The organism is Clostridium ljungdahlii DSM 13528 (genome assembly GCF_000143685.1).
In the GTDB taxonomy this organism is placed as follows: domain Bacteria; phylum Bacillota; class Clostridia; order Clostridiales; family Clostridiaceae; genus Clostridium_B; species Clostridium_B ljungdahlii.
This window is the reverse complement of the sequence record NC_014328.1, coordinates 904366-922125: the sequence shown is the minus strand read 5'-3', so window position 1 is coordinate 922125 and position 17760 is coordinate 904366. Positions and strand designations below refer to the sequence as shown.

Annotated in this window: 18 protein-coding genes, 1 other RNA gene and 1 riboswitch; of the genes, 5 read left to right on the top strand and 14 right to left on the bottom strand. The window is 30.3% G+C overall.

Translation table 11 applies throughout. The features are described 5' to 3' along the window. Positions 1–314: 314 nt before the first annotated feature. The 3 genes from CLJU_RS04100 to CLJU_RS04090 all read right to left on the bottom strand — a co-directional run bounded on the left by CLJU_RS04100 (position 315) and on the right by CLJU_RS04090 (position 2810). A complete protein-coding gene (locus CLJU_RS04100) occupies positions 315–1697 on the bottom strand; it encodes an amino acid permease (protein WP_013237498.1) in 1383 nt (460 codons plus the stop codon). A 174-nt stretch (positions 1698–1871) separates the two neighbouring features. Then, positions 1872–2069, bottom strand: coding sequence for a transcriptional regulator (locus tag CLJU_RS04095; protein WP_013237497.1), 198 nt, complete (start codon positions 2067–2069; stop codon positions 1872–1874). 138 nt (positions 2070–2207) lie between these two features. Continuing rightward, positions 2208–2294, bottom strand: a riboswitch (glycine riboswitch). Between the two features lie 261 nt (positions 2295–2555). Next, positions 2556–2810, bottom strand: coding sequence for a DUF1653 domain-containing protein (locus tag CLJU_RS04090; protein ID WP_148222368.1), 255 nt, complete (start codon positions 2808–2810; stop codon positions 2556–2558). A gap of 443 nt (positions 2811–3253) precedes the next feature. On the opposite strand from CLJU_RS04090, the gene CLJU_RS04085 reads away from it, so the two are divergent. Further along, positions 3254–3589, top strand: coding sequence for a hypothetical protein (locus tag CLJU_RS04085; protein ID WP_013237494.1), 336 nt, complete (start codon positions 3254–3256; stop codon positions 3587–3589). A 54-nt stretch (positions 3590–3643) separates the two neighbouring features. Here CLJU_RS04085 and CLJU_RS04080 read toward each other — a convergent pair whose 3' ends face one another. Then, positions 3644–4405, bottom strand: coding sequence for a sulfite exporter TauE/SafE family protein (locus CLJU_RS04080; protein WP_013237493.1), 762 nt, complete (start codon positions 4403–4405; stop codon positions 3644–3646). 215 nt (positions 4406–4620) lie between these two features. Here CLJU_RS04080 and CLJU_RS04075 point away from each other — a divergent pair, with 215 nt between their 5' ends. Further along, positions 4621–6108 (top strand): pyridoxal-phosphate dependent enzyme, encoded by a 1488-nt coding sequence (locus CLJU_RS04075; protein WP_013237492.1) that lies wholly within the window; start codon positions 4621–4623, stop codon positions 6106–6108. 165 nt (positions 6109–6273) lie between these two features. Here the strand turns inward: CLJU_RS04075 and rnpB are convergent. The 7 genes from rnpB to dnaG all read right to left on the bottom strand — a co-directional run bounded on the left by rnpB (position 6274) and on the right by dnaG (position 12896). Next, positions 6274–6618: RNase P RNA component class A (gene rnpB / locus CLJU_RS21520), an RNA gene on the bottom strand. 63 nt (positions 6619–6681) lie between these two features. Further along, on the bottom strand, positions 6682–7395 hold the full coding sequence (locus tag CLJU_RS04070; protein WP_013237491.1) for a zinc ribbon domain-containing protein: 714 nt from the start codon (positions 7393–7395) through the stop codon (positions 6682–6684). 121 nt (positions 7396–7516) lie between these two features. Beyond that, complete coding sequence (locus tag CLJU_RS04065; protein WP_013237490.1) at positions 7517–8332, bottom strand: Nif3-like dinuclear metal center hexameric protein; 816 nt, start codon at positions 8330–8332, stop codon at positions 7517–7519. Further along, the gene (locus CLJU_RS04060; RefSeq protein ID WP_013237489.1) at positions 8323–9012 is read right to left on the bottom strand and encodes a tRNA (adenine(22)-N(1))-methyltransferase; all 690 of its coding nucleotides are present in this window, start codon (positions 9010–9012) and stop codon (positions 8323–8325) included. The genes CLJU_RS04065 and CLJU_RS04060 overlap by 10 nt, the downstream gene beginning before the upstream one ends. A 24-nt stretch (positions 9013–9036) precedes the next feature. Continuing rightward, positions 9037–9927, bottom strand: a complete 891-nt coding sequence (locus CLJU_RS04055) for a PH domain-containing protein (protein WP_013237488.1) — start codon at positions 9925–9927, stop codon at positions 9037–9039. Between the two features lie 111 nt (positions 9928–10038). Then, complete coding sequence (gene rpoD, locus CLJU_RS04050) at positions 10039–11124, bottom strand: RNA polymerase sigma factor RpoD (protein WP_029170021.1); 1086 nt, start codon at positions 11122–11124, stop codon at positions 10039–10041. Beyond that, positions 11124–12896 carry a DNA primase gene (gene dnaG / locus CLJU_RS04045; RefSeq protein ID WP_013237486.1) on the bottom strand — a complete coding sequence of 591 codons (1773 nt, stop codon included), beginning with the start codon at positions 12894–12896 and terminating at the stop codon, positions 11124–11126. The genes rpoD and dnaG overlap by 1 nt, the downstream gene beginning before the upstream one ends. Before the next feature lie 402 nt (positions 12897–13298). On the opposite strand from dnaG, the gene CLJU_RS04040 reads away from it, so the two are divergent. The 3 genes from CLJU_RS04040 to CLJU_RS04035 all read left to right on the top strand — a co-directional run bounded on the left by CLJU_RS04040 (position 13299) and on the right by CLJU_RS04035 (position 15067). After that, positions 13299–14336 carry a CotS family spore coat protein gene (locus CLJU_RS04040; protein ID WP_013237485.1) on the top strand — a complete coding sequence of 346 codons (1038 nt, stop codon included), beginning with the start codon at positions 13299–13301 and terminating at the stop codon, positions 14334–14336. Between the two features lie 385 nt (positions 14337–14721). Continuing rightward, positions 14722–14835: a hypothetical protein gene (locus tag CLJU_RS23320; RefSeq protein WP_122059781.1), complete on the top strand. Its 114-nt coding sequence runs from the start codon at positions 14722–14724 to the stop codon at positions 14833–14835. Further along, positions 14825–15067 carry a hypothetical protein gene (locus CLJU_RS04035; protein ID WP_013237484.1) on the top strand — a complete coding sequence of 81 codons (243 nt, stop codon included), beginning with the start codon at positions 14825–14827 and terminating at the stop codon, positions 15065–15067. Before CLJU_RS23320 ends, CLJU_RS04035 begins: the two co-directional genes overlap by 11 nt. A gap of 192 nt (positions 15068–15259) precedes the next feature. Here the strand turns inward: CLJU_RS04035 and CLJU_RS04030 are convergent, their stop codons facing one another. The 3 genes from CLJU_RS04030 to CLJU_RS04020 form a co-directional block, all read right to left on the bottom strand. Next, the gene (locus CLJU_RS04030) at positions 15260–15592 is read right to left on the bottom strand and encodes an NAD(P)/FAD-dependent oxidoreductase (RefSeq protein ID WP_013237483.1); all 333 of its coding nucleotides are present in this window, start codon (positions 15590–15592) and stop codon (positions 15260–15262) included. Positions 15593–15849: 257 nt separating this feature from the next. After that, complete coding sequence (locus CLJU_RS04025) at positions 15850–16446, bottom strand: isochorismatase family protein (protein WP_013237482.1); 597 nt, start codon at positions 16444–16446, stop codon at positions 15850–15852. Positions 16447–16536: 90 nt separating this feature from the next. After that, positions 16537–17727 carry a multidrug efflux MFS transporter gene (locus tag CLJU_RS04020; RefSeq protein ID WP_013237481.1) on the bottom strand — a complete coding sequence of 397 codons (1191 nt, stop codon included), beginning with the start codon at positions 17725–17727 and terminating at the stop codon, positions 16537–16539. Between the last annotated feature and the right edge of the window lie 33 nt (positions 17728–17760).

Genomic DNA, 17760 nt, shown 5'->3' with positions numbered 1-17760 from the left:
CTCGTGATAGATTGAGACTTATTAAGGAATGTATTATACTAGCCGTACTAGACTAAACTTATTACCACAATTTTTGAGTCACTTTTTCTAACTGCAAAAATTGTGGAAGAAACCATTCAACCTGAGCGAACTGCTTTTTCATTAGAATTACAAGATATTATGCGTTATCACTTTAAACCTACTAATTTCCATTCAAATAAAAAATATGATATCTATAGATGATGAACTAAAGCAAGACACCCGCCCCATGGGCGGTCTTGACTTTAGTGGTTAAGTAATTTTCATATAAAGGGTAATATTCAATAAGTATTAGCCTATGCTAAATTTCTTTTGCCATCTTCTTCAGTTTTCTTTTTTGATTTAAATACCTTGTAAATCACCCCAAGCATTATAAACCATACAGGTGTTACAAATAAGGCTACACGAGTTTCATTATTAAGTGCTAATGTAACTATAACAAAAGCAAAGAATGCTAGAATTATATAGTTCATGATTGGATAAAGTGGCATTTTAAATTTGTTATTGGCAGCAAGTTCAGGTTTAGTTTTACGGTATTTCATGTGACAGATAACTATAATTGCCCAGATGTATATATAGCAAAATGTTGATATACTTGTAATTAGTACAAATACTTCACCTGGCATGATATAGTTTAAAATAACTGCAATTAAGATAACGGCTGCAGAAAATATTGCAGCATTGCAAGGTATATGATTAGAAGTTAACTTTTTCATTGACCCAGGTGCATTATTTTCTTTGGCAAGAGAGTAAACCATACGGCTTGTACTGAAAATACCGCTATTACAAGCAGATGCTGCTGATGTTAGCACAACAAAGTTTACAATGCTTGCTGCTGCTGCAATTCCAACTGAAGCAAATACCTGTACAAATGGACTTTTAGCTGGATTGATTGAGTTCCATGGATATATTCCCATAATAACAGCAAGTGCTCCTACATAGAAAATAATAATTCTAATTGGAATGTTATTAATAGCCCTTGGAATAACATGCTCTGGATTTTCAGTTTCACCAGCTGTTAAACCAACTAATTCGATTCCAGTGAAAGCAAATACAACCATTTGAAATGAAAGTATAAAGCCATTTGCCCCATTTGGTAGCCAACCTCCATGTCTCCAAAGGTTTGAAAAGCTAGATGCACCAGCATTTGTAGAAAATCCTTTAATAATCATAAATGTACCAACTATAATAAGTGCCAAAATTGCAACAACTTTAATTAATGCAAACCAGAATTCCATTTCACCAAATAATTTTACCGCAGTAAGGTTCATAATTAGTAAAATTACAAGAACTATAAGGCTTGGTACCCATCGAGGTACATTGGGAATCCAGTACTGTACATAAAGTCCAGTGGCAGCTACATCGGCCATAGCAAGTGAAATCCAACAGAACCAGTATGTCCATCCAGTAATAAATGCTGCTCCTTCTCCTAGATAATCGTACACAAACTCTACAAAAGAATGGTAGTTTAAATTAGAAAGCAATAATTCGCCAAGGGCACGCATTACAAAAAATAAAATAATTCCTGTTATAGCATATGCAAATAGAATAGATGGACCAGCCAAGTGAATGGACCTGCCTGAACCAAGAAATAATCCAGTACCAATTGCACCTCCAATTGCAAGTAATTGGACATGACGATTTTTTAGTCCTCTCGATAAATTTTGATTTTCTGACATATATATTCCGCCTTTCTAAACGTTACTTTTTTTACCTATGTTGCTGCATTCGTATTTCTAGAGTTATTATCTTGATATTAAGATATAATTTTCCATATGAATGATGTACAAATACACTATTAGTATGAGTGCTGTTAAAAAATATAACTATAAATTGAAGCAACTTTTAATTCTTCATAATACTGCAAAGCTAATAGCATCACCTTTTTCATTATCTTCATATTCATTTTTCTCAAAAATAGACAATTTGAATAATTTAAGTAACCCTAGACGTACAGTAAGATAGGTTCTAGTTCCATTTAGCAGGACTAAAAGTAAACCCTTCCATACTATAGAATTGGTTTTAGTAAATAGTTTTGTTAATTGATCCATTTTATCCCTCCATCTTAGTCAAAAGCATGTACTAGAAATGCCTTTTCCTATATAAATATTTTGTGGTTGGAGATACAAATGGGAATAGATAAGATCTAAATGAAGTAATTAATTATATATTACTTTTGTAAGATGTGTTACCTTTTCCCTGTCCTTTTACCTGAGAGTTTCGCCATGCGACTTTCTCCTTCGGTGCTCAATAAGAGTCTCTCCAAGGATTCATCCAATAGCGGTCATCTCTATAATTAAATAGGTACCTGAAAGATTTACTTCTTCGGTGAATGGCAAAAGCCATAACTCTCCCACTATCTTCATCTGAATTATTAATTTTATTATATACTAATACATATTTGATAAAATTGCAACAATTTCTTCACTTTTAACTAAAATAAAAATTATATTTCATCATAATTTCTAAAAACATTTATACTAAAGTGACCATATTAAGTCAAAACTAAATAAAACAAAAAAATGAAAACGACTTTTCTATTTTATTAATTCAAATCTCCACTTTTGACTTATTTCCGGATACTTTTCATGATCTACTTCACTAACAAACATGTCTATTGGTCTTGCAAATACACCGCAGTTACCGTAAAGAGCTTTATATATAACTAATTCTTCTTCTGTCTCAGTATGTGTTGCAAAATCTAATATTAAGTAACTTTTATTTTTGAAATGTCTAACCATCTTTCCTGTATGATTTCGTAATTCTATTTTTCTTTTTTCTAATTCGTCCATATCTTTTCACACTCCTAATATATATTCTGCTTTTATTATCTAAAGTAAATTCTGTTTCTACTTGAATTTTATTAAAGTCAATTTTATCTAATACTACTATGTCAATAAAATTGCGTTTCTTTTTAAAATAACTCTTTATTGAACTTTTCATTACTAATTCATATGCTTGATACATAAAACTTTTTAGAGATTTTTCTCTCATCCCATGTGAAGCAGTTGGATCTAACAACTATGCTGCCAATTAGGGGAATACTTTTTCAATTTTTTAGTACTCACTTCTTTTTTCACTTCTGTGTTATATTTATAAAGGAATTTTGTATAATTTATAGAATAAATACCTAGATGCAGTACTAATAATAGATCCTAATAATTCTGAGGCTAAAAATTTAAAAGATGTATTTGCAAAAGCAGTTCAAGATCAGCAGGAAAAATCAAAATATAAGTTGGAAGCAGTAAATGCAAAAAAACAGCAGAAGCAAGATGATGACGATATCACTCATAAAAGTGCATCATACATACAAGAACACGGAGGAGTCAACTATAGTCAAGCATTAAAAATCGTTGAAAGTAAATATCCTAATTCTTCTTTTGAGCCTGCACAAAACGTTGTTGGTACTGATACTTTAAAAAGGTTTCTCTCTGATGATATATTAAATGCAAGTTATGTTTTATATGGACACGATAATAGTGATGGAACTGATTTTCAAAATCTTATATTAGTGAGTAAAGAAACTGGACGCATATTTGAATTAGGACCGGATGGTAAAATATACAAGTAAAAATCAAGTCCACTTTATACCAATAGTCCTAAAACAAAATAAACGTTCCTGTAATTATAACTGCTTCGATAATATCTCAACTAATATTTTAATAAAAAAAATCGTAAGTACAATTATAATTACAGGACGTACTATTTTTGATCCGCTTTTTGTAAAATAACCAGAACCAATGTAATTTCCAGCAATACTAAATAAGCCTGCGACTAAACCCAAAACTAAAAATACTTTTGCATTTATAATGAATGTTACTAAACTAGCTACATTTGATGATAAATTTATAGCTTTTGTAATTCCTGCAGAAGTATTCATACTCAAATTTGCAATGCTCGTCAATAATAACAATAAAAATGTTCCTGTTCCTGGGCCATAAAACCCATCATAGATTCCCAAAAAAAATGCAATTAACATACATGTTATGTATGTTTTATAATTCATTGATGTTTCCTGTTTATTATCTTCAAGATTATGCTTATGTAAGACATAAAATGCTGTTATAGGCAAAATGAACAACATTAAAATTTTAAAATAAAAGTCTTCTATTTTTAAGGAAATAAGAGCCCCAAGCGGTGACCCGATCAAAGCACAAACTGCGCTGCAAATTCCTAGTTTCAACTTTATATATCCATTTTTAGCATAACGACATGTAGCTATAATTGTCCCCATACAAGAACTCATTTTATTTGTACCAATAGCAAAATGAACCGGAATCCCTGAAATCATATATGCTGGAAGCGATATAAGTCCTCCTCCCCCTGCAATTGCATCTACAAAACCTGCAATAAAAACCAGCGGACATACTATAATATATGTAATCATTTCTAACCTCCCCATAAATTTATACAAATTGATATTACCAACTTTTTAATATATAATCAAATTTATATATTTTATTCATCATATAAATTCAATTTATACTAGATTGCTATGGTTATTTTTGACATGTATTAAAAAATATTATATACTAAAGAATAGAATATGTTGACTAACTAGTTAGTCTAATTTTAATTTGTATAAATTAGGAGGTAAAAAGGATGCATAAATTGATCGATTTAACAATCAATGAAGAACAATTGAAAAAGACAGCAGCCAGTGCTAAAGAGAAAAACATCATTATTCCAACACTAGCACAAATGAAAGACTCCAGCAAGGTACCTGCAAAAATTAAAGCTAGATTAAAAGAAACAGGATTATGGGACATAGATCCCATTAATTTATTTAGAATTTCCTGGTATAATGAGCCTGTAGCAAAAGGTGGTTTGTACAACAAATTACCAAACTATATTGAGATTCCTCCTGAAATTTCAGGTGTTAAAGCTAGAATTTTTGCTATGGCAGGAAAGTTCTTTCCAACAGGAGCTCATAAAGTTGGGGCAAGCTTTGCTTGTCTAGTTCCACGTCTAGTAACTGGTCAATTTGATCCTACTTACCATCAGGCAGTATGGCCTTCAACAGGTAACTTCTGCCGTGGAGGAGCTTATAACTCAGCTTTATTAGGCTGCAGTTCAATTGCTATCTTGCCGGAAAATATGAGTAAAGAACGTTTTGATTGGCTCAAAAAAGTAGCTGGAGAAGTTATCGCTACCCCTGGTTCTGAAAGTAACGTAAAAGAAATCTATGATAAAACATGGGAACTAAGAAGAACAAGAGATAATGTTGTTATATTTAATCAGTTTGGTGAACTCGGTAATCATTTATGGCATTATGAAGTTACTGGCAGTGCTATGGAATCAGTTATTAAAGCTGAAGCTGGTGAGAAAGGAAAACTTGCTGGCGTATGTTTAACATCAGGATCAGCTGGAACTTTAGGAAGTGCAGACTATTTAAAGGATCAATATCCAAATGCTAAATTTGCAGTTGGTGAGGCATTACAATGTCCAACCCTGCTTAACAATGGTTTTGGCGAACATAGAATTGAAGGTATTGGTGACAAACATGTCCCATGGATTCATAATATAAGAAATACAGACATGGTTATTGCAATAGATGATAATGATAGTTTAGCTATGTTCCGTCTATTTAATGAACCTGCTGGACAAGAATATCTAAGGTCTGCAGGAGTTAAAGAAGATGTAATTAAAAAACTTTCATGGGTTGGTATATCAGGTGCAGCAAATATACTTTCATGTATCAAATTCGCAAAATATTACGAATTAAATGAAAATGATATGGTAATAACAGTGCTTACTGATTCAGCAGAAATGTATCAATCAAGATTACAAGAAATGACTGCCCAAAGAGGAAGAGATTATGAAGTTGTTGACGGTGCTATAGATCATAATAGAAATGTTTTAGGTGTTAGAACTGATAGTATGGAAGAATTAACATATCAAAGTAAAAAGCGTATTCATAATCTTAAATACTATACATGGATTGAACAACAACAATATGATTTAGAAGAATTAAACGCACAATGGTATGATTATGATAATTACTGGGGTAAGCTTCACCAAATGGGACCAGAACTTGATAAATACATTGAGGCCTTTAATGAGAGAACCGGTTTAACAAAGAATCTATAATGCTTAGTAATAAAAGTTGTATGTTAAGGGGTATATTGTATATATATCCCTTTTCTTGTTTTCTAAATTAATCATTCATAATAATCCTAAAGACATTTCCACTACCACAAATACATATCTCCATGTAAGTAAAAAAGCACCAGGCCAAAACCTAGTGTTTTCTAGTGGGTAAGCAAATCTATAAGCCGAGTTCTGTATTAGACAATCATCTATCTAGGCCCATTGTTACCAGTGGGCTCAAGCGATACTACCCGAAAGCAAAGCGGGCCGCTTTTATATGCTTTCCTATTCGATCTTGCTTCAGATGGGGTTTACATAGCCGCAAAGTCACCAATGCGCTGGTGAGCTCTTACCTCGCCTTTCCAACCTTACCGAAATAAATTTCGGCGGTATATTTCTGTTGCACTTTCCTTCAGGTCACCCTGACTGGGTGTTACCCAGCACCCTGCCCTATGAAGCCCGGACTTTCCTCTCCTGTATTTCTACAGCAGCGATTGTCTGACTTACTTACGAATTACATAATATCATAACTAATAAAATATTACAACAAAAATTTTAATTTTTTAATGTAAGTTATTCAATTGAATGGTTATAATGTACTATTCTACCGCAATTATCACAATAAACTATATGCTTATTCTTTTTAATATCATCTACAGTAACAGCAGATACCTTCATTTTACACCCAGAACAAACTCCTTTTGAAATTACGGCAGCTCCTGTTCCTTTAACAGAACATAGTTCATTAAACTCATCCAAAAGTTCTTTAGGAATACGTTGTTCAAATTTCTTAATATTACCTTCTGCTTTAACTATATTTTCTTTAGCTCTAACTCTGTTCTCACTGCTACTTTCCTTACAATTATAAAACTTTTCTTTTAAATCCATCAACTTTTTTCTACTTTTAGACCTTTCTTTTGATGTATTCTCTTCTTCATACATAAGATTTAAGCTATCTTCTTCCAATTTCTTTATATCATTTTCTTTCAATTTAATAGACTTCTCCAGCGTTTCCATAAACTTTAAATCATACTTCATGTCTCCATATAACTTATTCTCATCTATCTTTATATCCCCTTTTAGCTTACTTATTTTTTCTTCTAGTTCTTTCATATCCTCTTCTATCTTTTTAAATTTATTATCTATATTTTTGTAATTTAGCTTTTCTGCCTCAAATTCTTTTTTCATCTCTTTCAATAAGCTAACATTTGAATCTTCTTTTATATCTTTCTTATTTTTCTTTATAATCCCCATATTTTTCTGAATTTCAATAAGTAAATTTATCATATCTTCCTCCCATTAATTTAAATAAATTTTTTAAATATAATTCTAGAGTAAATAACACCATACTGTGAAATACTTTCCATATTTATTTTAAAAAAAGTAGAAATGAATTCAATTTTCATTTCTACTTATATTTATACGGACTTTTATTTACTTTTGATAAAATTACAGTATTCTCAAATCCTCTTACTTTTATTTCATGTCTTAAAAAATTAGCTATAATTTCCATAGCAGGCCATTCTGTTCCGAAATGTCCTGCATCAATTACAGCTATACCTTGTTCTTGAAAATCACTTACATAATGATAAGTAGTATCACCTGTAATAACACAATCTGCACCTAATGCTTTAGCTGCATCAAAATAATCCTGGCCACTTCCGTTTATAAGGGCCACTTTATTTATAATTTTAAGTTCATTTCCTGAATATCTAACTGAAGAGATATTCAAACATTTCTTTACCTCATTACAAAACCTAGCTAAAGTCATAGGTTCGGTAAGACTTGCAATTCTTCCTATGCCACAATCATTTTCACCATAATTCTTAATTCTAGAAGGTTCAATAACATCATGATTGGTAAGTCCAAGCTTTTCCATAATAATATCATTTATTCCCCCTTTTACAGAATCAAGATTAGTATGACTGGAATATACATTTATATTATTTCTTATTAACTCTATTATTTTTTTTCCTATTAGAGTATCAGTAGTTATGGTATATGGTCTTTTAAAAAGTAGTGGGTGATGGGTAAATATAAGATTACAATTATTCCTTAAAGCTTCTTCTATTACTTCTAGTGTACAATCTAAAGCCACAAGTATAGATCCTACTTCACATTTCATATCTCCTACCATAAGTCCTACATTATCATAGCTTTCTTTAAGTATGGAAGGTGCTCTTTTTTCCAATATATCATGTATATCCTGTACTCTTAAATACATTCTATCAACTCCTGCAGCTTCTTTATTTTATTACATAAATCTTCTTTTCTACTTCTGGCTAGCTCCGTATTGTCTTTTATATTTAAAATTATTTTATTATAAGATTCAATCTTACTTCTTACAAATTTTAAAAGAAGCTTATGCTTTTTGTCTATCAAAGCCTTTCCCACTTCATAGAATATACTATCTACTTCTTGTCTTTCATTATCATATCTTATTTTTATTATCTCATAAAATCTGTTTTCGTCAATACATAATTCTTCATCTATTATTTTAAAACCACTTTTGTATATATATTCTCTAAGAACTTCAGAATTTCTCATAGGTTGAAGTATTAAAGCATCTGCCTTTTTAAATATTTCCATACCATCAATAATTATGTCTCTTATAAGATTGCCTCCCATACCTGCAATTATCACATACTGAGCTTCTCCAGGCTTTATAGAGGCAAGTCCACTACCGAGTCTTACGTCTATTTTATTTTCCAATCCATGAAGTTTTATATTAAATCTGGCTTTTTCTACAGGTCCTTTATTTATATCTGAAGCTATAGCCCTTTTACACACCTTACTTTCTACTAAATAAATAGGGACATATCCGTGATCTGTACCTATATCTGCTACACATTCACAATTGTCTACCATACTTGATACAATTTTAAGCCTTAAACTAATTTCCATATAATTCTCCATTCCAAAATAATATTATTTAAATGTGCAAAGTATTCTTATCTGCATAATTAAAAAAAATGCTGCCACTACCAATGCAGTATATATAAACTTATAAAAAACTTTTTTATCATATTTAGAAAAAATATATGCAGCATAGTACATGCAAAACAGCAGTCCCATATTCAAAAGCCCATATGTCATTTGTTTAAATGCAAACTGCTTCCCTGTTCCAAATTCTACAGCTATAAAATTTGGATTAAAACTTAAAGGCATTCTATCTGGCAAGTTTCCATAAAGATACATGATTATAGGGTTTAACGTAAGCATTAGGACTATAATTGCTGCAATTATAAATGGTACAAGAAATTTGGGTTCTTTTCTTAGTTCAACACCCTTATTTAATTTATTTTGCCACTGTAAATTTTCTATATGTCTTTCTTGTATTTTTAATTCAAATTCTTGAAAGTTTTCCGGTGATATTCCATAAGTTATATCATCTGTCTTTAAGTATATAACATTTTTAGTTGAAGTAACAAACATATATGTTCTACCTACTTTATGAATAAACGACCTTCCTATGGCAAATTTACTTTTTCCATATCCTGATAGCTTTACCCCTTTAATGTACCCTTTAGATTTTTGATACATTCTTATATCTTTAAAAGGAATTTTTTCATTCTTAAACTTAAACATACTGGTTATATATAAATTTTCTTCGTCCATAGAGTATTTTAGAGTTCCACAAATTATTATATAATAAATTTGATAAGCATTTACGGCTATAAACGCTAGTTTAAAAAGATTAAATATTTCGTAGGAATTTATAAAATTTATAAGAACTATCATAAATACATTATATATAACTGTTATACCTACTATAGTCCATACTCCTAATCCCTTTGCAGATTTATAAGTAGTTTTCATATTTGCTCACCTTCTTTACTAAACATTATATCATAAAGTTATATTCTGCTCCTATTTGAAAGTTTACAAATTAGTTTTCCAGACAAGTAAAAGCACCTTGGAAAGGGTGCCTTAATCTAAATAATCTTTTAATTTTTTACTTCTACTTGGATGCCTCAGCTTTCTAAGCGCCTTGGCCTCTATCTGCCTTATTCTCTCTCTAGTTACATTAAACTCTTTTCCAACTTCTTCTAGAGTTCTAGCTCTTCCGTCATCTAGACCAAACCTAAGTCTTAAAACTTTTTCTTCCCTTGGAGTTAAAGTATCTAATACATTTATAAGTTGCTCCTTAAGCATAGTAAAAGCTGCTGCCTCTGCAGGTGCTGGTGCCTCATCATCTGGTATAAAATCTCCAAGGTGACTGTCTTCCTCTTCTCCAATAGGGGTTTCAAGAGATACAGGCTCCTGTGCTATTTTCATAATCTCCCTTACTTTATCTACAGGCATCTCCATTATTTGTGCTACTTCTTCTGGATGAGGTTCTCTTCCAAGTTCTTGAAGTAACTGTCTTGAAACTCTTACAAGTTTATTTATGGTTTCTACCATGTGAACAGGTATTCTTATTGTTCTTGCCTGATCTGCTATTGCCCTTGTAATTGCCTGCCTTATCCACCATGTAGCATAGGTACTAAATTTATATCCCTTTCTGTAATCAAACTTTTCTACTGCTTTTATAAGTCCAAGGTTACCTTCTTGAATTAAATCTAAGAAAAGCATTCCTCTACCCACATATCTTTTAGCTATGCTAACCACTAATCTTAAATTAGCTTCTGCTAACTTTTTCTTGGCAATTTGGTCTCCCTCTTCTATTCTTTTTGCAAGAGATATTTCTTCTTCTGGTAAAAGCAGCGGTACTTTTCCTATTTCTTTTAAATACATTCTTACAGGATCATCTATTGCAATTCCATCAGGAACCGATAAATCTAAGTTTTTCTCATTTGATTCTGTTTCATGTTCATCACCAGTTACTTCTATTCCCATGGATTCAAGAGCTTCATATATTTTTTCTATTTGCTCAGGACTTAAGTCCACTTCTTCTAATTCGTCCATTATTTCTTTATAAGTTAAGGTGCCATTTTTTTTACCTTTTTCTATGATTTTTTTAACTAACTGTAGCTTTGCACTCTTACTTTTCATTTTATTGCCTCCTTTTGCCATTACTGCATTTCACCAATCCTTTTTTGTATTTTAATTAATTCTTGTGCCAGTTTTAGAGATTCATTCAAATTTCCCTGAGCTTCACATTCTTTTATTCTATTTATAATGTGCTTCTTGGACTTTTCCAATCTATGTCTTTCTATTTTATCTATATAATTATCTATCATATCTTTGTAATTGATGCTGTCATATTTAATTTTAGTTTCCATAATGTTAACCCATTCTTTAGAGGTATCTACGTCATGACAATTTAACTCTACAAACTTTTTTCTTTTTTCTATATCATATTTCATATTTTCCACTATATACCTATATATTTTTTTATGACTTTCTAATATAATATTATCAACTTCTATTTTATCTAGCGCATACTTAAACGCTTCTTCATTTTCTGAAATAAGTTTTAAAAGAGCCCTCTCAGCCTTTAAATATGCTGGCTCTAAATATAATTTTTGTCCAAAACCAGCATCTATATTCACCTTTTCATTTTTTTTTACATTTTTTTGAATATTATCATTCAACATATCATATAGTACTTGATCCCTTATTCCAGTTTCTTCAGATATACTTTTTACATATATTTCTCTTTCTATAGGATCTAATTGAGACAATATTTTTAGTGCTTTTTCTACATATTTTATAGTATCTTCAGAATCGTTGAAATTCATGTTACTTTTTATATTTTGAATTCTATACTCTATAAGTGGTAGAGCTTTATCTACAAGTTCTAAAAAAGCATCTTTTCCATTATTCCTAATAAATTCATCAGGATCTTTTCCTTGGGGTACTACTAAAACCCTTACTTCTAATCCTACACTTTTTAGTATATCTAAACCTCTAACTGTAGCTATTTGACCTGCTGCATCTGCATCATAAGATATTATAACTTTATCAACATACCTAGCCATAAGTTTTGCCTGATTTATAGTAAGAGCTGTACCTAGAGAAGCCACTGCATTGGTTATACCATATTGATGAAGAGATATACAATCCATGTATCCTTCCACAATTATAAACATTCTAGAAGTATTATTTTTTATGGCAAAATTTAATCCATAGAGATTAATACCCTTTTTAAATAGATGAGTTTCTGGAGAATTTAAATACTTTGGTTTAGAATCATCTAATACTCTTCCTCCAAATCCTATTACTTTTCCTCTAAAATCAAATACGGGAAAAATTATTCTGTTTCTAAATCTGTCATAGTAATTTCCCTTTTTACTTTTAATTATAAGTCCATCTGATAGCATATCCAGTTCAGTAAATCCTTTTTTCTTTAAGAAAATCAGCATATCATTCCAACTGTCAACAGAATATCCAATACCAAATTTGTTCATGGTTTTTTCTGTTATTCCTCTATTTAACATGTAGGATTTAGCTATTTTATTTTTATTTAAACAATTATAAAAATATCTGGCAGCTTCTATGTTTAGTTTATAAAGTTTTTCATAAGTATTCTTTCTATTGCCGTTTCTATTACCATTTTCATCCAGATCTATATTTGCTCGATCAGCTAAAATCTTCAATGCTTCGGGAAAAGTTAACTTTTTCAGTTTCATAACAAACGTTATTACATTTCCTGCCTCACCACAACCAAAGCATTTATATATTTGCTTATCAACAGATACACTAAAAGATGGGGTCTTTTCTTGATGAAAAGGACATAATCCTAAATAATTTCTACCTGCCCTTTTTAACTTTACACTTTCAGATATGATATCTACTATATCACTTGCATCCTTTATTTTCTGAATGACATCTTCCGATATCACTAACGAATCCCCACCTATCTTAAATTATTATGTTCAAGAATAAATATATTCGACATAAATTACTATATTCCTTCTTTAAAAATAAATATCTTTTTTCTCAAATAAGGAATATACTATATATATTCTTTACAAAAATTAAATATCCTTCAATAAAAAAAATTTTTAATTTTAAAACTGCATAATTTTACTTATAAATATATAATATATAATATAATTCTGTAACTTTACTGTAAATGCTATATATTTATTCCTATTTTACCCACATACTAGTAAAAATTATTCTTCTCTATATGAGAAATTTGTTACATTTTATTTTCTGAAACTTCTTTTTTTAAGAATAATGTATATTATAAAAGACACCTTAATATTATTATAGAGGAACAACTTTTGAGGAGTTTTTATATGGATTTGTTATCTGAAAGAACTATAAAAAAATATGTACTTCCCTATTACAATATGGATGATGCATCTATAGATAGAATCAAATTTAAAAACACAGATAAGCAGAGGGCAGTATATAAAATAAGTCATCTAAATAAAAATTACTGTTTAAAGAAAGTATATTTTGATGAAGCAAATTTACTTTTTGTATATTCTGCCATGGAATGGCTTTTTAGAAATAACGTTAGAGTTCCTAGAATATTACCTACAATTTATGGAGGTCGATATGTAAAATATAATGAAATGCTTTTTATGCTTACTCCCTGGATAACGGGTACTAAATGCAATTATAACATTAAAAGTCATCTTTTAGTGTCCATCTCTAATTTAGCTAAAATGCATAAAGTAAGCAAAAACTTCACTCCCATTAAAGGTAGTATTGAAAGGATTAATTTTGAAAAAACATATATATCCTTTGAAAAACATTTTAAGCAACTGTTAAACTGCTCAAATTTAGCAGTTAAATATAAAGATAAATTCTCACAATTGTTTCTACAATATTTTGAAATCAACCTTATATTGGCACAAATGTCCTCTAGAATATCTTCTTCTATAAACTATGATAATTTAAACACCTGCCTATGCCATCTAGATTACGTAAATAAAAATATAATATTTGATGATAACAATAAAATTTGGATAATAGATTTTGATAAATGCAGCATAGACTATTGTGCCCATGATATCTCCTATTTCTTAAGAAGATTTCTAAAGCGAAATTCTACTAACTGGCAGCTAGATATAACATTAGAATGTTTAAATTTATACGAAAAAACTTTTTCGTTAACATTAGATGATTATAAATATATAATATCTTATTTAGCTTTTCCTCAAAAATTTTGGAAAATATCTAGAGATTATTATAAAAACATATCAAAATGTAATCATAATTCTTTTTACTACTTACTAAAAAAATGTTCTAATAATATTAATCAGCTTAAATTTATTATAAGTTTAGGAAAATACGTAGAAAAAAAGTTTCATACTATTATTATTTAATAGTATGAATTTTTATATTCAGCTTATCAAGAACATTTAAAATAAAAATCAACTAGCTTTAATAATTAACTTCTTACTAAAAACTTAAACATAAAAAAATGATATTGCTTTTATAGCTTTATCTATCTTTAAAGGACTTAACTCTCCATGAATAATCATATCCTTGCCAAGCTGTACAGTTTCCTTTACTTCATCTATTATGCTAAAACATTTGCAACAGCCTAATTAACTATCACATAACACTCCTTATTACAATTTTTTAGTTATGTTAATTATACGTTAAGTATGTTTAAGAAATGTAAACTTTCGACAATAAGCTTTAGAATTATACTATAATTAGGTATGTGAAGTGCAGAAATTATAATTAATATACATTTTTATATTAATGAATGCAAGATCTATTATTTATTTGATTGTACGTGGAATTTGTTGTCTAAGTCCTAGTATTCCAGGAATAAGTGAAAATATATCTGTAAGGAGAGTATATTATGGTAATTAGTTGTGAAGAAATGTTTTTTCAAAAAATTAAAATCTTTGACAGGACTATGATTGAAGCTACAAAAGCTAATAAGGAGATGTTTGAATTTGAAGACGAACAGTATGATATTTATTCAAACGGCATATTTGTACAAACTCTGATTAATGACAGAATACTATATCGCATTTTTATTGATGAATATAGGAATGATATTTCTGTACACTATGATTTGTTAAAATGTTTGGAGCATTAATAATTTTAATCAACTTATTATATAAAAAATATATAGTGCTTGTAATTAAAAGTTACCTTATACTTAGAAATATAAGCTTGCTTTCCATTTATCCGATGACTACCTGCTTTAACTTCCACTTCTCCAAGTGGAAGTTAAAGCAGGTACGTCCCTGGATAACGATTTATAGCCCCTATATTTGCTAATTATTCACTACAAATTTGATACAACCTCATAAGCATCCCAAATAGCATACATTATGTTTGAAACCTTCCTGGCATCGCCTAAAAGCCGTATATCAGGGATTTCATATTTAAGAGAATTATAAAGTTCTTTATTAGAATTATATCCTACAGCAAGAACTATTGAATCTGCCTCAATCTCCCGCTTACCACTGCCCTCTGTATTTACAAGAACACCTTTATCCGTAGTTTTTACAGCCTTTGATGAAGTTAGAACATCAATATGGTTGTATGGGATAAGAGCTAAAAGCATTCCCATGTTAGCAAAATAGCTTGGACCATTTAAAGCCAGTAAACTATCCATAGCTTCAACAATAGTAACTTTTTTGCCAATTTTTTTAGATAAAGAGCTGTTTCACAACCATACGCCCTAGACATCCTTCATGGCATAAAGGCATGATCGTATCAACGCAGTTTTACTCAGATGCAATTTATTTACCTAATCAGGATCTGCAAGAAGAGGTCTTCCAAGTCCTATCATATCACAAGCACCTTCATCAACATCTTTTCCTTTTTAGGCACAACAATATCTGAATAATCTTTAATATTTTGGTTTCTATTTTATTTTAATAATGAAACTATTTCTTTTGTAGTTCTAATTTTACCAATCCTAGGGAAGATATATCTACAAACATACTCATGTTCTTCCTTTGTTACTGCTGTCATTGCATCTTCTGCAAAAATTTGATTATAACCGTGTTGATATGCTTCTCTTGCTGTAGTGTCTACACCAATGTTAGTAGAAATTCCACCTAATATAATAGTATCAATTCCTCTACGTCTTAATTGTAAATCTAGATCAGTTCCATAAAAAGCCCCCCATTGTCTCTTTGTAACAATATGGGCATCCTTGGTATCTGCTATTTCAGGTACTAGGTTATCCCATCCTTCTGGATATTTCATTCCAGTAACTTTTAAATCTGTTTTTGGTCTAACCATATCTTTACCATCTATAGTAGAAACTCTTACAAGAACTATAAAAGCTCCTTTCTCACTAAACGCATTGACTAGCTTGCTTGCATTTTGAATAACTTCTTCACTTGTATAAGGCGAAGGAGAAACTTCTCTAGCTGTAATTCCATTTTGTAAGTCTATAAGTACAAGAGCACTTTTTCCTACATTAATAAATTCATTTTCATTTAATTTCAGGTTTTCCATGTTCATATCTCCTTTTTAATTTTATTTTTATAGAATTAATTATTTAATACTTTTCATAAAAATTAGTCATCCAACAATCTAATAATATTACTAATTTAAACTGAGTTTTTTATAAACTCTAAAGTAGACCCAAATTGCGTTTATAAATAACAATGCACTTGTTATAAAAAATACATACTGCATTCCTAAAATTCCTGCAATCTGCCCCCCTAAGACCGAACCTCCAAATACTCCTAAATATCCTGCCGACATGTTGAAACCAAATACTCTGCCAGTAAGAGAAGAAGGTGTTATCTTTTTTAATATAATATTGACAGATGGGTTAAGTCCTGCAGATGCTAGTCCTAATAAAAATCGAAGTCCCATTAGCTGCCAAGTATTTTGTACAAAAGCTTGTGGTATAAAAATGATCACTGCACATATAAGGCATGTTAACATTACTTTATGGGCTCCTATCTTATCTGAAAGCTTTCCAAGTCTTGGAGCAGCAATTATATTGGCAAAACCTGAAGCTGAAAATGTAAGTCCAGCTAAAAGTGCAATATGTGAACTATTATTGGATAGTTGCTTAACGTACACTGTTACAATTGGCTCTACAGAATATAATGCTACAGCTAATATAAAGAAGGTTACAAACATCGTAACAGTTAAGCTTTTTTGTGGAACAGTACTCCATACCTCTTTAATAGTAAGCACTTTTTTATCTTCTCTAATAAATGATTCTTTTACAAATAGAAGCGTTGTGATAAAGGAAATTAAAAGTAAAGCTCCTGTTATGAAAAATACACTTTGTAAACCTAATATCTCATCTATAAAACCACCAATAGTTGGACCAAGCAAAGCCCCTGCAATACTAGCTGTTGAAAGTGTACCTAATGCATATCCTGCATGTTCTTTATCTGTCTGAGTTGCAATCAATGCAGTACAAGCTGTACTATAGCCAGTAATTACACCTTGAAGTAACCTTAAACTTATGAGTATATACACGTTTGGTGCAAACCCCATGCATCCTATTGTTATTCCCATACCAAGGCTTGCTCTAAGTATCATTGGCTTTCGCCCATATTTATCAGCTGCACTTCCCCAAATTGGCGAAAAAATAGCTGAAATTATAAATGTGATACCAAAGGCAATTCCTGAAATTTTTGTAATTGTTGCTGTGTCTTGAACTCCAAGATGTTGTATATAGAGTGGTAATACTGGGGCAATCTGACTCATTCCTATAGCAGCCACAAATATTCCAAACCAACATACTATTAAGTTTTTTCTCCATATTTCCATAAATGTACTCCTTTCTTTTATATAACTTAATTA